Origin of the sequence: Pantoea cypripedii, assembly GCF_011395035.1 — a bacterium.
Taxonomy (GTDB): domain Bacteria; phylum Pseudomonadota; class Gammaproteobacteria; order Enterobacterales; family Enterobacteriaceae; genus Pantoea; species Pantoea cypripedii_A.
In genome coordinates, this window is sequence record NZ_CP024768.1 from 2,727,077 (window position 1) to 2,750,353 (window position 23,277).

Sequence of the window (23,277 nt, forward strand, 5' to 3'; positions counted from 1 at the left end):
CCCCTTTCGGGGCTTTTTTATGCTGCATATACTGTGTTGTTACCCATGTCCAGATCGCCGGTATTGCCAAGCGATACAGCTGATGATGGGGCTGCGCCTGAGTAAATTAAGCAACAGTTCCCAGCTCGGGTTCTTCGACTTGCTGGATATGAAACTACTGCGTAAGACGCCACTGGTGTGTAGCAGGTAATGCTGGTTACGTTTGTCAGGTCACATCCTGGGCCAACATGGACACCATGAGAGTCTGTGGATGTTTGATCAAACATATGCAGGCTGAGGTTATGCAAGTCAGCCTCAAAAACCTGCTCAAGCCAGACTGGATAGTTGCCAAATGGTGATGATGTTGAGGTGTAAGTAAGATAGAAGTGCGCATCACTGATATATACCTGTGATACCCAGTATGCATAAAAGCAACGTCTATATGCACTAACGTGCCCACCAATCCAACGATACATCGGTGACCGATATACATTTGCAGCATCGCCAGAAATATAAGGCCCTTCCTGACAATCAACTACTGTGCAACCTATCCACGTTACTCCTTCAAGATAAGCACCATTCGTTCCGCCAACTGGTGGGTTAATAATCCACGGAACCTCACAGCCAATAACTGAACAGTTTCGATACATGCTGTCAGTGCTGACCTTGCTTGTGGCGCTCATTCTCCATGCAAGGTTGTTGCTACCAGGTGCATTTCGGTAATCACCGAAATAACGGATATAGACATCACTAAAGGCTCCCAGGCTCACATTGACAAGATCGAACATTATAACAGCCTTGTCTTCAGTAAGGATATTTGCTTCTGCCCTCACATTATGAATGGTATGTGATGCATCTTGCCCTGTGCAGTTTAAATAGATAGCAATTTTCAAGTCTTCACTTGACGACTCAGCAACCTCAACATTTAAATCCTTAATAATAATTCTTCGTGTTGACGTGATAGAGATGTTTGGGGATGAGCTGTCAGATTGTAAGGAAATAGTTGTTGCGCCATTCCCCAGCAGGGATATCTGAGCCGTCCCGCTATATACGGCATTGGTAATTAAATTGAAATTTCCTGTTGGAAATCTGACGCTTAATCTTTCTGCATTAGCATATTCTGTAAAGATACGATTTAGCGCAAGGCTGCAATCACCATTATCAGAATCAAGGATATACCTTGTAATCTTAACATCTTCAGCCATATCCTCAGTAAGCGTTACACCTGAGGGAAAGTTAATTTCAACAACGTCAGATGATATGGTTCCATCATCAGTGTAAAGAATGTCTTCCACATTTATTGTTTTTGAATTATCAGTAGGTGAAAGTTGGTCAACACGTAATATGCTCATAATTTTTCCTATATCAACGCACGCGACGTGCTTCAATAAATCCTTTCCCTGCGCAGGTCCCGCTCGTAAATACAGCCAACCCAACGAGGTAGATAATGGTATTTGTGGTAATGTTCATTCTTTTAATTGGTGCGGGAATCTGCTGCGTTCCACCTGCTGTTATTCCCTGAAGTTGTGCGTTATCAGGAAATCCAGCAAAGGTTGCTGATGTTGTATTCCATGATGCAGAAACAGCGGTTACCGATCCAACTGATGGCTCAAATCTCCCAACACCTCTGATGTCCCAATCGCCTGGAGTAAGTGTTAACTGGATCAGGTTCGAAGCTGTTCCTGAAGTTAGCGTGACAGGGGTTGCGTTTGATGAGGCGGAAAGCACCTCACCAATTTCCCCTGCTGCAGCATCTGTACCGTCCGTAACGCCTTTACGACTTGCGACAATCTGATTGCCCCCTGCCGTTAATCCGTCGCCGACATAGAGCTTTTTGGTGGTCAGGTCTAATACCAGCTCGCCTTCAAGCGGCGTATAGGCTGCAACCTTTGCAGTTGCGCCTCTTTTGATTTGAATGGAGGTTGCCATTTCCCACCCTTATGCCAGAGTGCCGAGATCAACTGCGCCGAGAGTCAGGGCGATGGAGATATCTGCTGACCCATCCACAGAATCTGATTCTCCAGTTGCTGCCCCGGTAAATTCTAACTTTCGTGCAGTGGTCCATTTTGGAGCCGAGACAACCGTCAGTGGCTTGCCGCCAGCTGTAGATCCATCCCCAATCACCAATCGGTAATTATCTGTGTCGATTACTACTTCGCGAGCCAGTGGCGTATATGCTGCGACCTTAGCGGCAGTGCCGCCTTTTAACTGAAGTGATGCTGCCATGTGGATTCCTTAAAGTTCGCCGTAATCGACGTCTGCGCCGGAGTTGGTTACCTGCTGGCCATTTGCAATCGTCCAGTAGCTGTTTTCGGGGATGGTTACGGACTGCCCAGGAGAGACGGTAATAACGGGACCGAATGACCAGGCATTCATGTTGTCGGGGATTTCGACGCTGTTATCGACGGTCTGCTTATGCCAGGAGATAACTGAGAAGGCTGATGCCTCTAACGGGACGTTTCCGGTGAGCTGGTCCTGAAGGTTGGCATCGGCATGCTGTCTTGCTGCTGCTTCATCAGCAGTAATATCATCAGCGGTGACCATCACAGGTTGACCGCTGGAATCAAATGTAATGAATTTACCGTCTCGGGTTGCTATTACCGGAAGTTCATTCAGGAATGTTTCCGGTACGCGCAATGCACGCTGCAATGTATTCAGCGAGTCACTGAATGGGTAAGTTGATCGAAAATGAATTTGAGACGTACCGATGACTACAGGGTTAACAGCCTCTACCTGCCAGCAGTCGCCGAATATTGAAAACACCAGCGTCCCATTAACAACATCTCTTGGTCCATTGAAGTCTGGCGATCTGACCCAGGTGGCCGGTTTTGAAATCCAGATGCCATTATCAATAGGATTATCCTGAGCGGTGAGAAGAACCCTGTCGCCCTCTGTTGTAGTCAGGGTATGCGTCCCTGTCTGTGTTGACGTGGTGATTGTCTGTGGGCCGTAAAGCTGAATATTTACATCAGCTGAAATATCAACCGCTGGCTTAACTGCCACACTTGTGGTCAATCCATACAGGCGATCCGTTGGAGTTGCTGGCATTTACTTTTCTCCAGGCAATAAAAAACCCGCCGGAGCGGGTTATTGAGATTTCAGGTTTTACTAATTAAGTCAGCTATTTTCCGTCTTTCTTGCTGAGGAGGATGACGTCTGAAACATTGCCGTGATCATCATAAGCGATTTCATATGAAACCATGTTACCATCAGCAGCAGTCTCAATTGGCGTTCCAGCAGCTTCCCAGATACCTAGCGTCAACACATCCATGGTTGCATGTCCGATAGCTCGCCCAGTCTTGACCCCATCGCTGTAACCCTGACGAAAACGCCATATATCCCATTTCTTGCCATCATGCTCAGTCTGTGCGATCGGATAGCCAAATTCACCAAGGAGAACGCTGCGGGGTGTTCCACGCTTAAACAGACTGACATCCTTTTTATCTGGCTGCTGAGATGCCATATATACAGAGCACCCACTGAGGCCAAAACTCAACCCGAGCATTATGCAAACCATCAACACAGTTGCTTTCATCATTCCCCTTGAAAGTTAGTTAAGTCAAATTTCAATAAGAATAATCAGAATTGGCAAACTATTGAAGTGGTTTCGTGTACTCGCCTACGCCGGGAGATCGCAGGCTTCCGTCCGGGTCGTAAAAATACTGCTGGCCTTTCTGGTCTGCATACTTTCTCAGGCGACGCTGGTATCCAGGGTTGAGCGCTTCGGCTGCATCGTTGAAAAACAGATGGTCTACTGCTGCTTTGGTGTACCAGTAATTCAGCGGAGCAATCTGCTGACGTCCGAACTTGATCGCCATGTATCCGGCCTTATTAGGGTCAGTCGGCGCAGTGAATGCGATCTTGCCGAGTGTTGCCAGGTCGCCAAAGATAGGAACTGCGCTTGAGCTGTGCCCGCTGTTGTCGCCGCTGACGGCGTCATACATGCTGGTAATCATGTCCTGAACCATGGCATAGCCACCGGCCACAGCCATTGCACGACCAATAGTCCTGACGTCATCCAGCGGCGGCGGGTTCTGACCATTGGTAAGAGCCTGCGCGACGAGAGCCATGTAACCGAAACCAAGTGACAGGGCTGCCGTTGCGCCGACATACCCCACCCGCGTTCCTCCTGATTTACGGCTCAGTCGGTCCAGCATGTGTGCCGTCTGGATTGCGCCAGCATTTTTGAACAGCATCACCTGCTTGGTCAGTGCATTGGTGCGGCCACCGGCGCTCATAATCGTCTGTGCGGTCAGGTTGTGCTCTGATGTCACAATGTCACCGCCCATGCGCACAAAGCCCATCATGCGCCCCTGAAGGCGCATTGCTTCATCATCGGACAGCCCGAGCGATGCCACGTCAGATACATCGTGTATGTCGTTACCGCGCAGTTGTTTGCGGGGAATCCTCATGATGTTTTGCCAGTCGTCTGCATCAATACCGGCATTGTTCAGCAACGCCTTCTGGCTATTATCCAGGCTGCTCCATTGCAGCTTTGACCAGTCGGCCAATGCAAACGCGTGTGAAGTCTGACCGGCACGTCGCGCGGCATTCGTCCACGCATCCAGCAGTGTGTATTTCATCGTGGCCTGAGCGTAACGGGTCATGGCATTGCCGATATTAAACCGGCCTTGAGTCATGATGCGTTCTGAACCATCACGGGCAGCTTGTGTTGCCACCTCGGCACCGATGCCAAACTGAGAAACCTCTTTCGGGCTTAGAGCGGCACGGATGATGGAACCAATATTCCCGAGCTGACCAACATCAGACATGTTCAGAAGAATGCCAGGCGTGTCCTGGAATGGAGCGCGCAACGCGGTACTCGTCAGCTTGGTAGCAGCCTGGTACGCAGTGAGTGCGCTGCTGATGCGGTCGAATGTGGTGAAGTCGTTATTGTTGTTCACCATCTGCCGGAAATAGGCATCAGGTGAGAACCCGCCACGTGTCGAGCCTTTTACGCTCCCGTCACCGTCAAAGCTCGCACCAGGCATCTGGCTGTCGCGTTTACGTGCTGTATCGCGCAGCGTTGAAAATGTCACGCCGGGATTTGGCCCCAGCTCGTTAATCAATGCGGCATCTCGCGCTGAGCGGTTCAGGTGAGCGAAGAACGACGAGCCAAGAGAGCGATCGGAAAACTGGCGGTTGTATTCGATAACGGCATCGGCGTCGCGAAGGTGAATTTCCCGATGACTGTCATTGAGTGATTTGGCAATGTTGGATGAACCAAATCCGCCTCCTGCACCCTCTGCAAGCCCCTGCTGGTCCAGAGTTATTTTGTTAACCCCATCGGTAACGATGGAGTCATACATCTTGCCGATCACACCTTCAAGTGCCTTGTCATCAAGCTGCAATCCCGAGTCACTCAGGTACTGATTGCGGTCCAGATTCTTCATCATGAAGCTGGTCCACGCCTGCTTTCCGACACGCTGCATTACTGTTGGGTCGTGCGACTGAGGGGCATAATTATCAATCGAGCCTACCGTGCCACCGGCCCGGTTGCGCGCCTGCCGATAACCTTCCATCGCATCAGACCACTGTTTCGTAAATGCCTTAGCGCCTGCGTTGCCAGTGTCTTGCCCGTAAATCTCCCGAACAACATCCGAGAAATAGGCATCGCTGCGACGGTTGCCAAAGTCCAGATTAAAGCCGCCAACCTTTGCCGCCTTGAGCATATCACCCAAACCACGAACAGCAACCTGCTCTGCACCGCGGAGGATGTTATCAACGCCTTCCAGCACATCAATAAGAGCCTTACTCCACTTCCCTGGCTTATCTTCGCGCGCCGCCGCCAGGTCATTCATACGACGAGCGGCATCGGAGATGGCTGACAGCTGCCGAATCTGGCTGCGGGCCGTTGCGTCAGCCTGAATTTCTTCCTGCTCTCGTACCCACTTACCGATAGCGATAGTACGCTCATCAGAAGTCCATCCCTGCCAGCGAGCGCGATCTCTCCGGGCCAGTACCTTTGCTCCTTCCAGCATGCGAGAGTCAATGCGTGCAATGGCTGCTGGAGTCAGCTTAACCGGCGCGCCACGAACGTTAGAAAGGTGTGCTTCTACTGCCTGAATGCATTGTGGTTTCATCTCAATTTCCGTAATTCAGGGCGCATGCGGCTGCCACATCGTATAGCTGTGCTTCCTGCGTTGATGTGGTGTGTGTGGCTTCGATTTCGTTCAGATGGGCATCGAGCTTATCAGCGAGATCAGGGTGTGTTTCGCGCAGCGCTGTCGCCTGTTCACGCAATGCTGCAAACGGGTTGTCAACCACATCACTGATTGCACCAGGCCGAGGCTCGCCTTTAACCGGCGCAGGGATAGCCTGCGAGTCAGCAGCCTGTGCGACACGGTCAATGCGCTGAGATGCATCCCCGGCGATCTCAGTCCTTGCCTGAGTTCCTGCATCGATATCACCGCGCGCAAGGAAGATGCTGTTATCGTCGATATGATCGCTTACATCGACTGCCCTGCCCGCTTGCACAGAATCACCAGCGGAATCCATGGCCCTGACGTGTGCGGTCTCACTGATTCCATCCGTCGCAAGCCCCGGCGCTGACTCTGTCACGTAGTTGTCATGGAGAACATGCGCGGTTGCCGCGTCTTCATGAATGCTTCCGTAAGTGATCTGCTGCTCGCGCTGGCGTTGCTGAATGCGTGATAATTCAGCCTTGGCCTCATATAACTCGCCGCCTGGCATATGAGGAGCCAACGTGTCAGTAGCATCCTTGAGTCTCGCCTGAGCTTCTGCAATCTGCCGGTCAATATCTGCCAACTGACTGGCGCGCTGCTGGCGAGCCTGTGACAGAGCCTTACCAGAACCTTTCGGCTCAACAGACGTTATGTCGTTACGCTGCTGTGTGAGGTTGTCGATGATGCGCTGGCTGTTCGCTGCCTCTGACTGCCAGACCTTGCGATCGCCACGGGACATTAGCTGTGACGCCTTGCCTTCAAGGCTGGATGTATAAGCATCAGATGACGGCTGGTCATTCAGTGCAGGTGTTCTTGCGGTCGGGACTTCCTGCGCAGGTGTTCCGGCATCATTCAGAGGTGCTGTAACAGGCTCTGGAGAATCATCCCTTACAGCTGGCGCTGGCTCGTCTCCTCTCGCTCTGCCGCCGAGCAAACCAAATGCCCCGCCGAGGACAAACTCTGTAACACGACTTGCTGCATCCGACTGACGCATCTGGCGAGCCTGATCGTGAAAGCCTGCATCATCCAGGATTGCAGCGCGGCCCCAGCGGTCAAGCTCACCCGTCACGGTGTTGGCTGTACCGCCAAGCAGAAACCGGGAGCCGTAAAGCATGGCACCACGGCCAAACCCGGCGAATCCAGGAATTGCAGCACCGATGCCAGCGGTGAGACCGCCAACGCCGCCATAGTCTTCAAGGTCTGACCCGGTAAGGCCAAGGCGAGCACCTTCTGCTTTAGCTTCGGTCTGCCCCTGCGCTGCTGCCAGAACTGCACCAGCAACCGGGTTAAACGTCATGGCAACCAGTGATGGCGTTTGCTGCGCCAGACCGCCAAGGATCGTCCCAACCGTGCCGACCTGCTCACTGTCGAATGCTTTGTACTGCGGAAGCTGTGATTCCGTAGGCGCTGGCGCTGTTGCCATGGTAGCCCCGGCATTCTCAGCATCATCACTACCCGTAAGTGCTGCACCTGCCAGCATCTCTGCGCCAGAAACACGCATCTGAACATTGCCGACATTGGCTGCTATACGGGAAAGAGATGTACCTGCATTTTCAAGCCCGGTTTCAATACCCGTTCCGACACCCTGAAAAGCACCAGCATCAATGCGGCGAAGGCGCTCTCCGCCATTGGCATCAAGCTCACCTTCAAGTTGCGGGTCGTAAAGCAGACTCATTTACTCACCTCGAAGACAACGGGCCTGCCATCATTGCCGATCACCCTACGCTGAGAAGCAGATGCGATAAGCACCTGGTTGCCATCAACATCAGGGGCCAGCGTATAGGTCCCATTGTTCAGGCCATTGCGCACACTCTGCGAGAACTCGCCAAGCTTGTTGATGCCTGTGTTGATGTTGTCTTTGTAGGCGTTTTCGTTTGAGCCAGGCGGAACAATAATGGAGGCGTCACCAATTTTAATCGGCGTCCCGATGACTTTATGCAGAGCATCGTCATCTGGCACTCTCTGGAGGTCGCCGCCACTACCTGCGTAATAAGCCTTGACCACTGGTAACATGCTCTGAATCTGCATGGTGCTTAGTCCGGGATACTCTGACTTGATGGCGCGCGTTGTGTCATCATCAAATCCGGTTCCGAATTTCACTTTTGCCGCACCGTCAGCCGGGTTGATGAGCCGGAAACCCTTATCCACAGAAAGCGCCGTGCTGTAACCATCGGGCGTGTTTGCAAGGCCAGCAACGGACGCAACCTGAAGAGAGTCTCCACCAACTTCGCGGGCCAGTCGGGTCGCGATCGCCGGATTACTGCTTGCCTGAGTATTGCGCCAGAACTGGATGCGTTGGTCAGATGTCATCTTGTCGTAAGCATCCTGGGTGTTGTGAAGCTCGTCAGGGGTAAGAAGATTCTTCCCGGCGGTCGGGCCGTACTTCTGTGCGATCGCATCAGAGTTAACCTGTCGCTGAACGAGACCCTGGCCCCATGAGCCGGGCTGCTGCAAAGCATCATCCACGCTGAGCGGCTGAAGCGGCTGGCCTGAGTCCAGCGAATAGACCTGCTGCGGGTTCTTCTGGAGTTCGGTGCGCCGCTGGTTGAGGTTGCTCTGTACTGCGCTCAGAACTTTGTACTGTGTATCATTGCCGCCATTCTGGCGCAGATTAACCATCATCTGGTCAACTTCTGCCTGAGCCTGTGCGGGTGGGAGGCTGAAAAGATGCTGAGTGCTGGCGGTGATGGCCTGCAACGTTTGTGTGGTGCCGTCGTATGAAGTACCGGCAACGGTCTGGTTGTATGTATTCCAGTCGTTGTTGCTGGGGATTTCGCCGTTAGCAATGCGGATTTGTATGCTGTTAGCCGCGCTCGCAGCCGCGTTGTCACGGCGCAGCGAAAGGGTTGCATCCTGATTGCGCATGGATGCCAGCGCTGATGTTACCTGCAACTGGTGCTGCGGACTCATCATTGCGAAGTCAGGAGAGTCAGTGATTGCCTGATAGGCTGCGCCTTTGGTGGCCTTGTCCGCCACCTGATAAACGTAATTACGTGTCTCGTTCACCGGAATGGCTGCAGCGAACTGCTGATTACTTACCTGTCCACTGCGCGGATCTCCAATCTGCTTAATCCAGCTGTCAACATTGTCTGGGCCAGCATTGTATGCAGCAAGGGCGAGAACCTGATTACCGTCATACTTCTTCAACATTGCGTTCAGGTAGTCTCCGGTGAAACGGCGGTTTTCCTGCTCGCTACTGTCCTGAAGAGGTTTAACGCCAAATCCGGGATTCTGCCCGGTGGCTGGCATGATTTGACCTACACCCTGCGCACCTTTCGGTGAAGTCACCAGACTACCATCAGCGTTGCGATGTTTGTTGCCGCTTTCCTGTTGGAAAATGGCGTTCGTCAGCGCATCACTGCTCGCATCAAGTGAATTGAGATCTACCGTTCCATCTGCGTTTGGCTGCTTCAGGCTGGCGAGCTTTAACTCAGTGGACTCAAAAGCGGAGTTGCGTACCATTTCCAGACGCTGGTCAGGCGGGATGAATGACACCACCCCAGACCCTGACTGTAACGCGCTGATACGCTGGTCCGGCGTCATCATCGCCAGAGAGCCTTTGGCGTAGTTCTGCGCCCATGTCTGACGCAGATTAACGGCTTGCTGGGCAGTGATATAGCCTTTCTGCTGTGCACCTACGATAGCGTTATTGGTCGCATCAATAATACCTGAGCGCGTTGCCTCATCACCTGTAGACATCGCCGCATTCAGGTTGTTGGCCTGAAGCGTGTCGAGCTGGGCAAGATTATCGTCTCGCTCTTTGTTCCATGCAAGGTTCTGAATCTGAGCGCTACCCTGAACGGTTTGCTGGCGCGCCCAGTTATCAAACTGAGATTTCAGTCGGCCACTGCTGATGCCTGACACTGCACTGTTTGTGACATTCTGCATTGCCTGGTCATAGCGCTGCTGCATTGTCGAGTAGTCATTGTCCCGTTGAAACATTCCATGCACTTCAGTCTGTGCCTGGTAGAAGTCAGACTGAGCCTTGCCAAGTTCCAGTTTGTTTTCATCATCGGCAAGCCCTTCGCCAATCTGAGTAAGCTGGTTGCCTATCTGCTGGGTGGCACGATATGGCGCACTCAGGTCAGCGCTGGCAACACCCGTCGCCGGGCGCAGCGTTACAGTGTCAAGATCATTGGAAGATGGCAGACGAGGCATAATGGTTATCCGTAAATTTTATAAAGCGATGATCCGGTGCTGAGGATTGAAGACAGAGAACCCAAAAGGCCGCCGCTTTTTGAAGCCTTAGCCTGAGCATCCAGTGCGTTGGCCTGATTTTTCAGTGAGTTCATCTGACTCTCACCGTTCCAAAGTGTCGTCAGGGAATTAAGCTCGCCCTTCTGCGCAATATCTGCACGGTTGTTAACGGCTGATATGCTGTTACCGCTTGCACCTGAAGCGGCCGCATTTGCGAGTGATGTTGACTCTGCCTGTTGCGCCTTGCTGTTCTCCTGCTGTGCCTGTTGAGCGGCAGATGCATACACATTGTTAGCCTGGGTGCGTAGTTGTGATGCCTGCTGAGCGTACTGCGCAGCCTGCTGGTTTGCCTGACTGGATGAACCGGCAGCGCTGAGGACACCACCAAGCAATGATGACGCCCCGCCAAGGTTCTTCATCACGCCAGCACTGGCAACTTTCGACGCGATGCCGGACCCAATAGATGCAATGGAGGAACCTACACCACTGCTAAGAATTGACGACCCCATACTCGCCAGACCAGATGCCGCTAACGTCGCCATATCATCACCTCATTCTTTTCATCGACAGGCACAAATCCCAGACGCTTCAGAAATGCCGGGGCTGTGGGTAATTCATCACTCACCCGCGCATACACGGGCGTTCCGCTCTGGCTGATAATCTCTTTTAAAGCCTTAACCGAACCTTTCCACAGCGAGAACGGCACGGATTGAGCCTCTGGTTTCATATCCATAAACGCCACATTGTTTCCGTTCTGTTTCATCACGCCGCCAAGAGCGGTAGGCAGCCCGTCAACCTCAAGGATTACCGCCCGCATCGTGGCAGGAACACTTCCGTACCACGCGCGAACGTCATCAGCTGTTGCGGTTCTGAGATTACTTGTCATGGGTGGCTATGCTCACTACGGCAGCAAGGACTGTTACAGGTCTCGGAGCAGAGGCTTCAAGGCAGATGCGGGAATCTGTATCCCAGCTTCCATCAAACTCAAATGAATCATGGTCATACGAGTCCCAGACCTTGTTGCTTTCAGTTGGATAGAACATTTCTTCGAGAGGCAGATCATCAAGGCGGTCAAAATCAGAGCCATACTTAATGCCCTGATAGTGAGTATTCCTCATGATGAGGGCGAGATGGTCTACGCGCTTACGCTGCGCCAGCGCAGTTCCCATACCAGCCGCATAGGCTAGCTTTGAACTTTTGTACTGGGCGGTATAAGCGAGGCCCGCTACGATATTGCTATATGTTGCGCCGAGCGATATTGATCCACCTGATACCGTTTGTGTACCGGCATCTTTACCGTCAGCCCACACAACAACCGTTTTCCCCTCAATGTGATCGAGGCCGGAAATTGAGGTAACGCCGCTGCCAGTTGAGTCCTCATAAACCACATGAGAATCAGCCAGCTTGCACACATTCCCACCGATGCATTCAGACTCTTTCGCCCAACGCTCAAGGCACCGGAATCCATTGCGGTTAACCACGTAGTAGACTCTGTCTTCCTCATCACCGGGCAGTGTTACGACATCCTCAACGGTTCCGTCTGTCTCAACCTCAATCCATGCCCGCATATCTTCGGACGGGTCACGGACGAGAACAGCAACCGTGCCGTCTTCTCTCACGCAGTGAATGCGATCATCAGGCAGGCGCTGGGCAGCAATGCGGGTAATCACCGAATCGCCGCACTCAGGCCACATTTCTGTGAGGTCAGTGCTGGAGTAATCGTATGAGTCGCTGCTATACGACAGCTCATATACCCGGCGACCGCTGCGATGGACGAATATCCCACGCGAATCCAGGATAACTGCACCCGCTGCGTTGCTACCCTGAGTGGAGGGATACTTGATGTGGAAGTTGTCCGGGGTAATGACTTCGCCGTATGAGGATGACTGGATTGAAGCCTCGCACCCCTGCGTTCCGGCAAGAAGACGAAGCAGTGGCAACAGCCAGTTAATGGTATCAACAGGGCCATAACCAATGCTGTAGCTGATTCCACTCGCATCACCTGCTTCCTGCTCTACCGTGTTGTATCCGTCATCGAATGACGCATAGGCATCCGAGTAGCTGCCGTAAATTCTGTCGCTACCCGCCCACCAGAGACGGCCCTCATAGATAGCCACGGCTGTCGGATAACCACGGGAAGCAGAGAACGAACCGAGGTACCAGCTGGATGTTTCTTTGGCGTTACCCATATCCTGCAGGACGATTGCATATACCAGTGTTGCTGAGGAATATCCAGTGATGCGGGCAATGCCCGTGATGCTTCCGCCGGTAAACTCCAGATTTACCGTTGCGGACCCACTGGTGTAATCTCCTGAGTTAAACCCAATACGATAATAAATCGTCGTATTGTCGTAGTCATCGAGATAGCTTGTGTTTTTGTTAGTGGCGTCAAAGGTGGTGACATCCACCCACGCGCCCGGATCGCCTACAGAGCGCTGTAGTGTCAGCGTACCAACCGCATCAGAGTTCTGAACGGCATAGTAAAACCGCCGCGAGTCACCACTACCCGTCACTTTGATGTAATCGGTATACTGCGCTTCACCAGTCAGTGTAGAGCTAACCAGCTGCCCTGAAGATACCAGGCGAACCAGGCTGCCAACCATCTTTGCATTGAATACGTTGTCACTCGCAGTCAATGTAATTTCACCGGATATCGCGCTCGGCGTGATGGTAGTTCCCGTGGTATTAATCAGTTCAAACGGACCATCGTCAGAGTAATATTTAACGACTGACCATGAGCCATTATCACGGCGTTCAATGCGGTACTGCTGGAAGCCATCGCATCCAACAAAAATAACGTCTGCACTCTGCGTATATTTGATATTGCCGATATCACTTTCAGTCCACGGCGTTACTACTTCCAGTGTTCCTGATGCTTCTACAGCAACGCTCCTGACCAGAACAGGGTAAGTCGCTGAGTTTGAAAACCTGACGTAAAAGTCACCGGTCGGAACGAAAGCGATTGAGTTCTCACCCTCAAGCATGGACGTTTCTGAAACGTAATCATCGCCGCCAGCTGTTGACCCAATGCGCAATGTCACCGGACCTCTGGCGATAGTGATCCGCAACGCGTGGGTTTTTCCAATGTCGCCAGATGCTACTGTCACCTGCTGATATCGCGCAGCGCTGGTATATCCAGAACCGGTAAGTGACATGCCAGATGCAGACCAGACAGAGGAAGATGCAGAGCCATCTGCATCTGTCCACCCGGAAAGGTCAGTAGTGAAACTGCCATTCGTGATCGCGGTTGATACCGAATCACGCGTAATCAGCTCATCATCAACCCAAACGCGCATCGTCTTGTCGGTAAACTCCAGCAGAGCGGTATCATCGGTTGCGAACACAAACGGAAGAAATCTTGCTTTGCTGTCACCTTTAGTGCGTCCAATGTAGCCGAGTCCGGGGCGCAACATCATTGAACCGAGGAGGCGTGGCATCCAGTTGGTTTGAACTTCAGCTGACAAAGCTACGCGCTCAATGTCCGTCCTGGCTAAAGCCAAAGGCGAGAGAATGCCCCTGTTGAAAGCCAGGAGCGCAACGTTATTGCGTGGCATGGGATAACCCTATCGTCTGAACGGGCCGTGAGCACCGCGTCGGGATCTGACAAACTGACCGGGAGGTACGCGCTTAACCGGGTCCTGCAATGCGTCTTTGGTCAGCGCATCAGATCGGCGGTCTTTATATTCAGCAGCTATCAGCTGGGCATCGGAACCATTCTGGAATCGTGGAGAGGCTAACTTCGCCAGTCGTGCAGCAATGAAAGCGCGGTATGTCTCAGGCCATGCTGATGCGTTATTCCCGTAGTCCTCGTCGTTTGAAACGTACCGGATGTAGATAACGTCATGGTCGCAGTACCAGTAACCGGCCTCATCGGTATAATCGATGATGGTGTTATTGAAATAAGGGTCAGATGCAACAGAACACGTTCTCACCCAATCATCAGGCTTATCGAAAGCCCTGATGTAACCGAATGGCGGCTCAACTGAGGGCGAGTAATCCAGTTGCGAAGCCCTGATGGCAAAGTTCCATTGCCCCTGCTCAAGGCAGTATTTGAGAGAGCTGTCCCATATGGAATCAAGGATGCGCCTCGGTTCCCGGTTCTCACTCAGTGAAATGAGAATCCTCTCGCCCGACAGGATGAGGGCATCGTTATAAACGGCGAGTCGAACGTTCGGATCCACAGCCATCGGTTACACCTCTTTAATCAGCAACTCCATTTTTGACTGCGCTTCTTCTTTGGTCTGGATGTTTCCTTCCATGACTTCACCGTCGGCCTTGCGGATGACGCGCCATCTGGCCTGTCCGGCAAACTTGATTTCATAAGGCTTGCCGTCGTCTTTCTTATCCTGCGGTTCGGCTTTGCCAAACTGCTCGACAACATAGAACTCAATTGTTGCTGCGGCGGTTTTAACTGATGTCACGACGCCTTCTGCATACCAGGTGCGGTCGTCTGCAAACACTTCTACCTTGTCGCCAGCCTTCAGCAGGTGCGCGAGATGCGCCCACGAAACAGGATTGCGGAACAACTCAATGTCCTGGTCTGATGTCGCAGTAATGCGGAATTCGTTGCGGGCGTGTTCTGCAAGCTTCAGCTTTGAAGGGATGATGTGAGCCATTTCTACCTCAGAAAATAAAGCCCCCCGTTAAGGGGGCTGATTATCAATAGCCGGTTGCGCCAGCTTTAACCTGGACGATGGTTGCGCCGGAATCAGTCACAGCTGACACGTAGCACGGGTACATCAGTGCAGGAGATGCATCCACGATGACATTCACCTGGTCACCGGCTTTCAGGCCAAGCGCTTCACCATTGGTGAAATAGTTGGCTGCCAGCACAGTGCCGATGGTGTCAGTGGATTTGTACGACCAGACAGCGCCGCCGCCACCGATGCGATCCTGAAGCAGTGCAGGCGGGTTAGTTGTTGCGTATGCCATTTATTCCCCCTTAGGCGTCAGCGACCATTGCAGAGCCGTCATGATTAAGAATCACAACGCCGTTTGGCTGAAGCAGCGTGCCACCCATATACATGGATGTGCGCGCCCAGTAGTAATCGTCTTCGTCGTTATAGCCAGCCTTCACCTGCATATCGCCAGCGTTAACGGCATGACCAATAGAGTTGCGGTGATAGACAAAGAGATGTTCGTTGGCAGTACCAACACCAGGAACGCGGGAGTGAACAACCCACTGCACGCCAGCCCAGCGCAGCATTTTGCGCGTCGGGCCAGTGAACGGTTTCACATCAACCCAGTCGGCAGAGGTGAACTGGTTGTTCTGGTACAGGTAGGCGTTGAACGCAGGCGACATTACGCCGAACATGTTGTCCTGTTCTTCCACGTCAACATCGTTGTTACCCAGGATCGCAATCGCTTTGGTAACGGCAATCAGACGGGAGTCTGCCGCCGTACCGCTAACGGTTACGGACTGAGTCGCAGTGTTGAGATTGGACAGGATCACATCATCAATTTTGCGGTTCATCACCTTAATGGTGCCCTGCTGCATGATGCGGCGGCCATCACCCTGTGATGCGAAGATGTTGAAGTTGGTGCGACGCGGTTTGTCATGCCATTCGGTCAAGATAGCCGAGTTCTGCACGAGGTTGTCAGCGCGAGCGGGGATCATGCCGTTTACGCCACGGGTAACAGCCTCTGCGCCGCCGGTGTCAGCTACCAGGAACACAGCTTCGTTACCCTTGATTACGGTCTCGGTCACTACCGTGCTACGCAGCATGGACTGACCGAACTCAAAACCGGCGATGAACTCCTGCCGGTACTGTTTCTGAAACGCGGTATCAGACATAAAATTGTCTCCATCGGATAGATTTACTTCCGCTCCGACGAGGTATCCGTTCCGGCAGACAATAGCGGGGTGCCCTCAGTGAAGAGGGGCCGGTTATCTGAGAAATGGGGTCGTGCTGTGCGGTGATTACAGAAAGGGGAAAGTGATTAGCCCAGACGTTCCTGAGCGGTGTACAACTCGTTTAAGCGGCTCTGGAGTTGAGAGTCTTTCCAGTAGGCCTGTGGATCTGTTTTCATCTTGCTTTCAATGGCTGCGATTTCGTCAGTGATGGCTTTCGGATTGCTTGCGCCCGGCACCACAGTTGCTACCGGATTGACGGCACGCGCGGTATCGACCAGCCATTTGGCAATCTCGGGGTTGTTGAAGATGCTGACGCCATCGGCAGTCTGAGCTGCAGTGAATAAATCTTTGGCTTCTTTGGGCAGACCATCGAGCATGCCGTTAATCAGATTGATGTTTCGGCGATATTCCGGCCCCCACTCCTGACGAAGTGCATCCTCAGTCTTCTGCTGGGCTTCCACATTTCGGTCATAGCGGGCCTGCGCTTCCTGCTCAACCATCTGCTGGTTCCATTCGATGGCGGCCTGCACGTTTTCTTTGGAAACATTCTTACCGTGCATTGCCTCAAGGAATGAATTCACGCGGTCTTTGTCATCGTCACCCAGGACAATGCCGGACGGCAGGTCATTGAGGTAATCAGCGGCTTTCTCCGGGACGTTATTGTCCTTGCGCCACTGAGCCACCTCTTCATCGGTCGGATTTTCTGATAGCTTCGCTGCGCGGAATTCACCGGAACTCAGTTTTGCCTGCAGCTCACGGTGCGACTTAGCCAGCGCTTCGGGTGACGCATAGCGCTCCAGCTGCTTGCGGAATTTGGCGTCATCGCCTGCAAGCTGGTCACGCCAGTTGTCCGGGAATTTCTGCGGTGCAACAGGAGCTTCTTTTTCAGGTGTGTTGAGCAGATTAGGTTCGCCATTCGGCTTACCCTGCTCCGTCTCTGCGCCTGGCTGCTCCTGTGCTGCTGGCTCACCACCTGCACCGCCATCACCATTCTCATCGGCTGCGGCGTAATATTTCAGAAGCATGTTTCTGAAGATCATGGAATTACCTCAATAAAAAAGCCCGCTCAGTGGCGGGCTATCGTGTTTTGCGGGGTTTCTTTGAACTCTCGATTACATCCGGCGAGAGGTTTATCAGCTTGACAAGCTGGGCACCGATGAATCGCTTACCCTCAGCAAACGCTGTATCACGCTCACTGTCCGGCCGGTAGCTCAGGTCGTAATAGCCGGTAAGGCTCATCAGTTCTGCGAGGATGAGCTTTTGCTGTGACTCGGTTGCAACGCCTTTCCCCATCGCTTTCAGGGCGTAGACAAAGGGGATATTCTCAGACCATTTGTACGGCAGATACGGCTCAGGTGGCTTTATCATGCTGCGGCCTCATTGAATGATTTGGCTGCATCGGCCACCGTCTGAAGTGTCTGAGCACCGCCCTGAACAGACTGCATTGCTGCTGCATCCTGCTGCTGTTGTGCCTGCTGCTGAATAATCTGGTTGGCGTCATCCTCACTGCGCAGCCATTTAGCCGGTACGCCGTAGCCATCCATCGCGTCGCGGAATGCTGTGCGGATATCAACATCAGCGGTAACGCTGGGGTCAACGGACGCTGCAATCTGGAGCATCCCGGCAGTGGCCTGAAGCTGGCCCTGTTTCTCCTGACCAATCGCAGCCTGAAGCGGACTTTCAAAGGTGAACTGAACATCCTGCCCCTGAAGCGCTGGCGGGATGTCATACTTCGAACCAAACGCGCCAGCCTGCATCAGTAAAGAGAACGTCATATCACACAGCTCGCCGTTGTAGTTCTGCTCAACCGGAGAGAACAGCGGCAACGCCTGGCGGATGTATTCCTGCACGCGCTGACTTACTTCATATGCGGTCATGCCAGATGTCTGCGGAAGCGTCAGGCTGTTCAGATAGAAAGCCTGGTGAATCATGTTGCGGACGTCTTCGCGGATATTCATGCCTGCCGGTAACTGAGCAGACTTGGTGAATTCAGCAATGTGATTGCGGATGTCCTGGTCACCTTCAATATCCGCCCACGTAATCCCGCCTGACATCAGGTTGAAGTCATCGCGGAACACTGATTTGTTAGCAACCAGTGGCGGGTCTACTGCTTTCTCGCCAGCCTCAAGCAGCACCCGGGTGATTGACTGAATCAGGCGAGCATCAGGCAGTGCAACAATCGTTGACGGTGAATAGGCGTACTGTGACCCCGAGACTGTCTGCCAGCGCGGTATGCAGTACATCCGGTTAAGCACCGGCGTTTCTTCCATGATGAATTCGTTTTCGCAGTCGATATAGAGCGAGACGAACGGCGCGCGGCTTTTGCCGATGGCATAGTCATCATGGGGAACAATGATGTGGCGACACTCAATTTCCCGGTACGGGTCTTTGTCGAGATTAGCGGTGACCTGCGGGCTTATCTTGCCGCGGAACAATTGCTGAAGTGCTCGCGCCGTTGGCTTCCACTTGCGATGGATAGTGTCGATTTCACCATTACCATTCTCTGCCCAGGCGATATCACGCAGGTGCCAGCAACGATAGAGCAAGCCAGCTGCATCTCTGTTCAGTTCAACGGTGATTGCACACTGCCCGAACGCTGCGAAATCGTGGTCGCCTTCTTTGGTGGCCCGGACAAACTGAGAACCACGGGAGTACATCGCCCGGTACTGAATGTCTCGCGCCGCCTCAAGCCAGACTTTCGATGAATGGTCCGGCTGATTGCCTTCAACGCTCAGGTTGAACCACTTATCACGTCGAAGCATTGAAGCAAACGCATCACCGAGCTCACGACGCGCGAGCACCGGATAGCTCGTCATGAGATGATCGGCGAATTCATTGCCCAGTGAGCGGGTGATTGTGAAGTCAGCGCGCTCCGGATAGAAGTTGTCAGCGATTTCCTGCCAGAGCGACAGCAGAGACGATTTCTTACTGAACAGGTGATCGCCGTTTTTAATCAGTTGCTGCGCTCTTGCGTCCATTTAACCACCTAATTTATTGCTACTGCTTCCGGTAAGAATTGTGCTGGAGCGACCGCTTCGGCTCTGACTCTGTGCAATGCTGCGCAGGCGTGCCTGTTTCACTGCATCGGTATCCTCGGTTGGTGCCGCTTCCGTCTCTTCGGTCTGCACGGTTGGCGTGCTTGTACCGAGAATGCTGCCGACCACATTGCCAACTGCTTTTGTTACTCCGCCCATCAGCGATTCCTCTTCATCTTCGAATGACCGAGATTTACTTTTGGCGCGCCACTTCTGACACGGTAGCCGCCTCTGATTTGTTCCTGCTTAATGCCGTCGAACCACGACATCACCACGGCGTCTCCGTCATCCGGAGAGCGCCCGAGACGCTTAACCAGCGATTCTTTGGCTTCGAGGTGAATCATCCCGCCGCCGTTGCCACCGCGTTTCACCTCATAGGTTGGTGCGGTAAGGTCAGACAGGAGTGTCGGGTCATCAGGCAGGCAGATTGTTGAGCCGCCCGGCTGGTCAGGATTGAGTGCTTCGCGCAGCTTCCAGTAGGCCTCTGTTCGCACGTTGGCAAACTTCAGCAGGCCATCCTGCGTTCTGCGAGGTGAGGCTTTGACGCCCATATATGAGACGGTATCCACGCCGTTTTCACGGAGGTGGGCGTATGCATCGCCGCCCCAGCCACCGCCGATATCGACGATCACCTTTGCGCCATCGCGACGCTTTGAGATAACCAGACCGGCAACATCAGTGCCGCCTGGCGTTTCTTTGCCGGGAACCTTAATGAGTCTCGCGAACCAGGAGTCATGGCGAGGTGCAAGCACTGTGTTATCAGAGCCACCCTGTGCAACGTCCACCCCAATGGCGCTCATTGGAATGCCAACAGGTGGTGCCTCAGTCCAGCGCTTCATAGCTGCCTGAACCCACGCAGTAGGGATTGCCTGATTAGGCTCGTCCTGCAATGAGGCTCTGAACTGGCCGTCACGGTATGCGTCGCGGAGTTCTTTCGGCAGGCTGTTCAGTATTCGTGAATATTCACCGTCCTGAGCTAGGTCGGGGTTATCACTCAGCTTTGCAGGGATGAATGTTCTCGACTTTGCATGAATCGGCGAACCATCTGGCGCATAGCCGTGCGGGCCATACCCATCAACCTCAACCTCTTCATCTGCTTCGTTGCGGATATACCATCGCAATTCGCCAGGCTTTGCCGGATTGGGGTGATTCGGGTCGAGCCATGCTCCCCAATGCTGAATAACCCACAGGCCATTGGCATTTGTTGGCGGGTTACCTGTTGCCACCACCCGGCAGCGCTGACCTTTGGTCGTGGAGCGGTTCCAGATGGTGATGAATTCGTACTGCGCTTTGAGGAAGTCAGTGACCTCATCAAAGCAAATCAGGTCGTGCGGGTCGCCTTTGTAGCGCTGCTTGTCTTCTTCCAGCTCGCAGCCGCCGTACTGGATTAGCTGCTTCCCACTGCGCCACACGAGGTCTGAACCATTCCACCCAGTGCGATCGCCATCGAACAGTTTGCCAATCAGCTCGGCCTCGGCCAGCTTCTGGGCATCACCACGGATGCGCCGCAGAATCAGTGAGCGCTCATGCGATGTGACAGCCAGGCCATTAATCAGCGCGCTCTTGCCGCCGCCAGCCTGTCCGCCATAGAACAGTTCGTCAGCTTCACAGTAGTAAGCATCCGTCTGAGGGCCGGGATTCGGCACCCATGACATACCCTCAGTAGCTGCCATCACGTCTTTTTCGACAGCCTTCAGCTCTTCCGGCGACAGCGTTTTCAGGCGCTCCAGAACATCATCGAACGATATGCTCATATCACTTCATCGCTTTGGTAAGAGTGAATGCCAGGCGGCGGGCTATGGTGTTGAGGTCTTCGGATTTAACAGTGACTTCGCCAGAATGCTCGGTCTGAACTTTCTCCCTGAATGCCTGCACATTGACGTGCTTGCCAAGCAGCTCAAGGTTCTTAACCTTGTCAGGCCATTTAATTTTCTTGAGGATGTTTTCAGTCGTCGTTTCGTCGAAGTTGGTGATACTGGTATTGATATCCAGACCGCTCAGCGTGGTGCGCCAGACTTTCGGCCATTCGCTGATTGGCTTGATACCACCGTCATCATTCAGGATGTCGAGCACATCCATCTGGTCGATTTCAGCCAGGCGGCGAAGCACATAATCAGCATCGATATCCACGCGTTCGTTACGCGCAGCCTGAAGCGCTGAAATCCGCTCCTGAATGTGAGGTTTGGTGAGGTTCTCGTAACCTGTCTCTTTAGCAGTCTTCTCGCTGTACCCTGCTCGAATAGCCGCTTGAGTTGCGTTCAGGTCGATAAGGTACTCGCGACAAAACATTTCCTGCTTGTCGTTGAGCGCCATTTTAGAATTTCCTGCTGCTTTGTCGGATATATTGCCGTGATGTAGCGATACCACCACATCAGGATTCAGAGTGTTTATTCTGTCAAAGCCACTACATGAATGGCTTTTGCAGAATTTTATAAATCAATGATTACGAAAGAATGCGTAGGTGCCAATCCCATCGCGACCTAAGTTGCTTTCGATGGTGTTGTTCTCAGCACAGAGGAACCCGTTGTCATCGAACCAGCGGAGCAGGCCGTAATGAGTCCAGTACCAGATGTGTTCGTCTTTTCGGAAATGGCGGGATCTGAGTATGTGCGATGAGTCCGTGAAGATGGGGACCGATACGAATACCCATTCAGTTGCCTGCTTAATGGCATTCTCCGGGATGTCGATATGCTCCAGTACATCCCAGAATGTCAGCGCTTTGCATTTGTGAGCGTAAATGTCGTGATAGGCACCACGGTTAATCAGCCACTCGACACCACGCGGGTTAACGTCATAGCCTTTACCGTTAATTGCTTCAACGAACTGGCCGCAGCCGATACCCACATCTGTTACAGGCCCCGTATAGTATCGGCGCACCAGGTCAACGCGAGCCTGGGTAAGTTTGCGCCCCATCTCCGTGTCGGCCATCTTCTGGTATTTTGCGAAATAGTCGCCATCGTATGGCCTGTCTTTCGGTACGGGGTAATGCCCGACGCCCAACTCGGGGAAGAAAGCCAGTTCGCGCTTTACCAGCTCAGAGATGTTTCTCATCCAGCCATCCTTTAACTTTTTCACTGAGGCCGGTAATCGTTTTGTCGCAGTTGTGATCCATTGACTGGCACATGCAGTAAACGTCCGGGTAGATGAATTTGGTGTTGGAGGTATCCATGTATCGCGGGTCGGATACCAGGTCGGGGTGATTGTTGCCACCGTGGCCGCCGAGAAGGCAGATTGTCGGTGTGCGGTATGCTGTCGCAGCTACCAGGGCGAAACTTACGCCGGTCACCACCACAGTAGAACGCTCAATCAGCGCCATCACCTGAGTAATGCTCAGTTCGCCAGAGTGGTATTTCTCATGTGCGAATGGCTCACAGTCCGGTATCCATTCTTTCTGGATGCCTGTATCGCAGGTGTCAGCAATGCTGATGCAGTGATAACCACGCTCGGCCAGTAATCGTGAGCACTGGTCAACGTAATCGTTCAGCGGTCCACGGGATTTATTGCACCACTCGTCACGCTCTGTTGTCGGGCGAATGATGACAACGGGTTTGTTATCGGGTAGCGCAATGGGTGCCGGATAGGACGGCATGTCCATTAGCGTTGATGGTTCGAAACCAAAGCAGTCTGCAAATGCCTGCATGATGCTTTTCTGTTTCAGGTCATCGTTGTTGTAGCGAGGCTGTATTACCTTGCACTTATCAGGTGGGTCACTGAATTTGACCGTGCTTTTCTGTTCATTCCGCCTTTGTGTTCTCAGGTTGCTATTTGCCCTGATGAACTTCAGGCCGGGCATATCACAGAAAAACTCTGGCAGTGGAGTCCGTACATAAACATCCTTGCCCTGCTTCAGTAGCTCCCTGATAAATGGCCTCTGGAATATCGTGTCGCCAATACCGTGATAGGTATTTACTAAAACTTTCTTCACTTCTCTGTCTCTCCAGCGTCACGACTCGAACCGGCCACATCGTCGTTCATGCGATGAAAGGGAAATCCAGCGAGTGGCTGGCAAAACCTTGCCTGCTCCTTT

The 23,277-nt window shown here is 52.9% G+C and carries 23 protein-coding genes; all 23 read right to left on the reverse strand.

Features of this window, described 5'->3' with window-relative positions; all coding sequences use genetic code 11:
- Nucleotides 1-17 precede the first annotated feature (17 nt).
- Nucleotides 18-1,331, reverse strand: a complete 1,314-nt coding sequence (locus tag CUN67_RS12655) for a hypothetical protein (protein ID WP_208715692.1) — start codon at nucleotides 1,329-1,331, stop codon at nucleotides 18-20.
- 13 nt (nucleotides 1,332-1,344) lie between these two features.
- The gene (locus CUN67_RS12660; protein WP_208715693.1) at nucleotides 1,345-1,908 is read right to left on the reverse strand and encodes a hypothetical protein; all 564 of its coding nucleotides are present in this window, start codon (nucleotides 1,906-1,908) and stop codon (nucleotides 1,345-1,347) included.
- Between the two features lie 9 nt (nucleotides 1,909-1,917).
- Complete coding sequence (locus tag CUN67_RS12665) at nucleotides 1,918-2,205, reverse strand: hypothetical protein (RefSeq protein ID WP_208715694.1); 288 nt, start codon at nucleotides 2,203-2,205, stop codon at nucleotides 1,918-1,920.
- A gap of 9 nt (nucleotides 2,206-2,214) precedes the next feature.
- On the reverse strand, nucleotides 2,215-3,027 hold the full coding sequence (locus CUN67_RS12670) for a hypothetical protein (protein ID WP_208715695.1): 813 nt from the start codon (nucleotides 3,025-3,027) through the stop codon (nucleotides 2,215-2,217).
- A gap of 73 nt (nucleotides 3,028-3,100) precedes the next feature.
- The gene (locus CUN67_RS12675) at nucleotides 3,101-3,517 is read right to left on the reverse strand and encodes a hypothetical protein (RefSeq protein ID WP_217621292.1); all 417 of its coding nucleotides are present in this window, start codon (nucleotides 3,515-3,517) and stop codon (nucleotides 3,101-3,103) included.
- 55 nt (nucleotides 3,518-3,572) lie between these two features.
- The gene (locus CUN67_RS12680) at nucleotides 3,573-6,062 is read right to left on the reverse strand and encodes a hypothetical protein (protein ID WP_208715696.1); all 2,490 of its coding nucleotides are present in this window, start codon (nucleotides 6,060-6,062) and stop codon (nucleotides 3,573-3,575) included.
- Nucleotide 6,063: 1 nt separating this feature from the next.
- A complete protein-coding gene (locus CUN67_RS12685) occupies nucleotides 6,064-7,839 on the reverse strand; it encodes a hypothetical protein (protein ID WP_208715697.1) in 1,776 nt (591 codons plus the stop codon).
- Nucleotides 7,836-10,322, reverse strand: coding sequence for a lytic transglycosylase domain-containing protein (locus tag CUN67_RS12690; protein WP_254711345.1), 2,487 nt, complete (start codon nucleotides 10,320-10,322; stop codon nucleotides 7,836-7,838). Before CUN67_RS12690 ends, CUN67_RS12685 begins: the two co-directional genes overlap by 4 nt.
- 5 nt (nucleotides 10,323-10,327) lie before the next feature.
- Nucleotides 10,328-10,903, reverse strand: coding sequence for a virion core protein, T7 gp14 family (locus CUN67_RS12695; protein WP_208715698.1), 576 nt, complete (start codon nucleotides 10,901-10,903; stop codon nucleotides 10,328-10,330).
- Nucleotides 10,891-11,247: a hypothetical protein gene (locus tag CUN67_RS12700; protein ID WP_208715699.1), complete on the reverse strand. Its 357-nt coding sequence runs from the start codon at nucleotides 11,245-11,247 to the stop codon at nucleotides 10,891-10,893. Before CUN67_RS12700 ends, CUN67_RS12695 begins: the two co-directional genes overlap by 13 nt.
- Complete coding sequence (locus CUN67_RS12705) at nucleotides 11,237-13,915, reverse strand: hypothetical protein (RefSeq protein WP_208715700.1); 2,679 nt, start codon at nucleotides 13,913-13,915, stop codon at nucleotides 11,237-11,239. Before CUN67_RS12705 ends, CUN67_RS12700 begins: the two co-directional genes overlap by 11 nt.
- Nucleotides 13,916-13,924: 9 nt before the next feature.
- Nucleotides 13,925-14,548, reverse strand: coding sequence for a hypothetical protein (locus CUN67_RS12710; protein ID WP_208715701.1), 624 nt, complete (start codon nucleotides 14,546-14,548; stop codon nucleotides 13,925-13,927).
- Between the two features lie 3 nt (nucleotides 14,549-14,551).
- Nucleotides 14,552-14,977 (reverse strand): hypothetical protein, encoded by a 426-nt coding sequence (locus CUN67_RS12715; RefSeq protein WP_208715702.1) that lies wholly within the window; start codon nucleotides 14,975-14,977, stop codon nucleotides 14,552-14,554.
- A gap of 43 nt (nucleotides 14,978-15,020) precedes the next feature.
- A complete protein-coding gene (locus tag CUN67_RS12720) occupies nucleotides 15,021-15,293 on the reverse strand; it encodes a hypothetical protein (protein ID WP_208715703.1) in 273 nt (90 codons plus the stop codon).
- A 10-nt stretch (nucleotides 15,294-15,303) separates the two neighbouring features.
- A complete protein-coding gene (locus CUN67_RS12725) occupies nucleotides 15,304-16,155 on the reverse strand; it encodes a phage capsid protein (protein WP_208715704.1) in 852 nt (283 codons plus the stop codon).
- A 146-nt stretch (nucleotides 16,156-16,301) separates the two neighbouring features.
- A complete protein-coding gene (locus tag CUN67_RS12730; protein WP_208715705.1) occupies nucleotides 16,302-17,240 on the reverse strand; it encodes a hypothetical protein in 939 nt (312 codons plus the stop codon).
- A gap of 52 nt (nucleotides 17,241-17,292) precedes the next feature.
- Nucleotides 17,293-17,583, reverse strand: a complete 291-nt coding sequence (locus CUN67_RS12735) for a Bbp19 family protein (protein ID WP_208715706.1) — start codon at nucleotides 17,581-17,583, stop codon at nucleotides 17,293-17,295.
- Complete coding sequence (locus tag CUN67_RS12740; protein WP_254711346.1) at nucleotides 17,580-19,193, reverse strand: portal protein; 1,614 nt, start codon at nucleotides 19,191-19,193, stop codon at nucleotides 17,580-17,582. The genes CUN67_RS12735 and CUN67_RS12740 overlap by 4 nt, the downstream gene beginning before the upstream one ends.
- Nucleotides 19,194-19,409 (reverse strand): hypothetical protein, encoded by a 216-nt coding sequence (locus CUN67_RS12745; RefSeq protein ID WP_208715707.1) that lies wholly within the window; start codon nucleotides 19,407-19,409, stop codon nucleotides 19,194-19,196. It abuts the gene before it with no gap.
- A complete protein-coding gene (locus tag CUN67_RS12750) occupies nucleotides 19,409-21,004 on the reverse strand; it encodes a terminase family protein (protein ID WP_208715708.1) in 1,596 nt (531 codons plus the stop codon). Before CUN67_RS12750 ends, CUN67_RS12745 begins: the two co-directional genes overlap by 1 nt.
- 1 nt (nucleotide 21,005) lies before the next feature.
- A complete protein-coding gene (locus CUN67_RS12755) occupies nucleotides 21,006-21,563 on the reverse strand; it encodes a terminase small subunit (protein ID WP_208715709.1) in 558 nt (185 codons plus the stop codon).
- A gap of 123 nt (nucleotides 21,564-21,686) precedes the next feature.
- Nucleotides 21,687-22,301 carry a methyltransferase domain-containing protein gene (locus CUN67_RS12760; protein WP_208715710.1) on the reverse strand — a complete coding sequence of 205 codons (615 nt, stop codon included), beginning with the start codon at nucleotides 22,299-22,301 and terminating at the stop codon, nucleotides 21,687-21,689.
- Entirely contained in the window at nucleotides 22,285-23,175 is an 891-nt protein-coding gene (locus tag CUN67_RS12765; protein ID WP_208715711.1) for a hypothetical protein, read from the reverse strand. The genes CUN67_RS12760 and CUN67_RS12765 overlap by 17 nt, the downstream gene beginning before the upstream one ends.
- Between the last annotated feature and the right edge of the window lie 102 nt (nucleotides 23,176-23,277).

Bases quoted from the DNA above. Each gene is read 5' to 3' on its own strand.
- CUN67_RS12655 (WP_208715692.1), bottom strand. From the start codon at position 1,331: ATGAGCATATTACGTGTTGACCAACTTTCACCTACTGATAATTCAAAA.
- CUN67_RS12755 (WP_208715709.1), bottom strand. From the start codon at position 21,563: ATGGCGCTCAACGACAAGCAGGAAATGTTTTGTCGCGAGTACCTTATC.
- CUN67_RS12710 (WP_208715701.1), bottom strand. From the start codon at position 14,548: ATGGCTGTGGATCCGAACGTTCGACTCGCCGTTTATAACGATGCCCTC.
- CUN67_RS12675 (WP_217621292.1), bottom strand. From the start codon at position 3,517: ATGATGAAAGCAACTGTGTTGATGGTTTGCATAATGCTCGGGTTGAGT.
- CUN67_RS12705 (WP_208715700.1), bottom strand. From the start codon at position 13,915: ATGCCACGCAATAACGTTGCGCTCCTGGCTTTCAACAGGGGCATTCTC.
- CUN67_RS12685 (WP_208715697.1), bottom strand. From the start codon at position 7,839: ATGAGTCTGCTTTACGACCCGCAACTTGAAGGTGAGCTTGATGCCAAT.
- CUN67_RS12680 (WP_208715696.1), bottom strand. From the start codon at position 6,062: ATGAAACCACAATGCATTCAGGCAGTAGAAGCACACCTTTCTAACGTT.
- CUN67_RS12720 (WP_208715703.1), bottom strand. From the start codon at position 15,293: ATGGCATACGCAACAACTAACCCGCCTGCACTGCTTCAGGATCGCATC.
- CUN67_RS12725 (WP_208715704.1), bottom strand. From the start codon at position 16,155: ATGTCTGATACCGCGTTTCAGAAACAGTACCGGCAGGAGTTCATCGCC.
- CUN67_RS12745 (WP_208715707.1), bottom strand. From the start codon at position 19,409: ATGGGCGGAGTAACAAAAGCAGTTGGCAATGTGGTCGGCAGCATTCTC.
- CUN67_RS12690 (WP_254711345.1), bottom strand. From the start codon at position 10,322: ATGCCTCGTCTGCCATCTTCCAATGATCTTGACACTGTAACGCTGCGC.
- CUN67_RS12730 (WP_208715705.1), bottom strand. From the start codon at position 17,240: ATGCTTCTGAAATATTACGCCGCAGCCGATGAGAATGGTGATGGCGGT.
- CUN67_RS12665 (WP_208715694.1), bottom strand. From the start codon at position 2,205: ATGGCAGCATCACTTCAGTTAAAAGGCGGCACTGCCGCTAAGGTCGCA.
- CUN67_RS12740 (WP_254711346.1), bottom strand. From the start codon at position 19,193: ATGGACGCAAGAGCGCAGCAACTGATTAAAAACGGCGATCACCTGTTC.
- CUN67_RS12715 (WP_208715702.1), bottom strand. From the start codon at position 14,977: ATGGCTCACATCATCCCTTCAAAGCTGAAGCTTGCAGAACACGCCCGC.
- CUN67_RS12735 (WP_208715706.1), bottom strand. From the start codon at position 17,583: ATGATAAAGCCACCTGAGCCGTATCTGCCGTACAAATGGTCTGAGAAT.
- CUN67_RS12760 (WP_208715710.1), bottom strand. From the start codon at position 22,301: ATGAGAAACATCTCTGAGCTGGTAAAGCGCGAACTGGCTTTCTTCCCC.
- CUN67_RS12700 (WP_208715699.1), bottom strand. From the start codon at position 11,247: ATGACAAGTAATCTCAGAACCGCAACAGCTGATGACGTTCGCGCGTGG.
- CUN67_RS12750 (WP_208715708.1), bottom strand. From the start codon at position 21,004: ATGAGCATATCGTTCGATGATGTTCTGGAGCGCCTGAAAACGCTGTCG.
- CUN67_RS12660 (WP_208715693.1), bottom strand. From the start codon at position 1,908: ATGGCAACCTCCATTCAAATCAAAAGAGGCGCAACTGCAAAGGTTGCA.
- CUN67_RS12695 (WP_208715698.1), bottom strand. From the start codon at position 10,903: ATGGCGACGTTAGCGGCATCTGGTCTGGCGAGTATGGGGTCGTCAATT.
- CUN67_RS12670 (WP_208715695.1), bottom strand. From the start codon at position 3,027: ATGCCAGCAACTCCAACGGATCGCCTGTATGGATTGACCACAAGTGTG.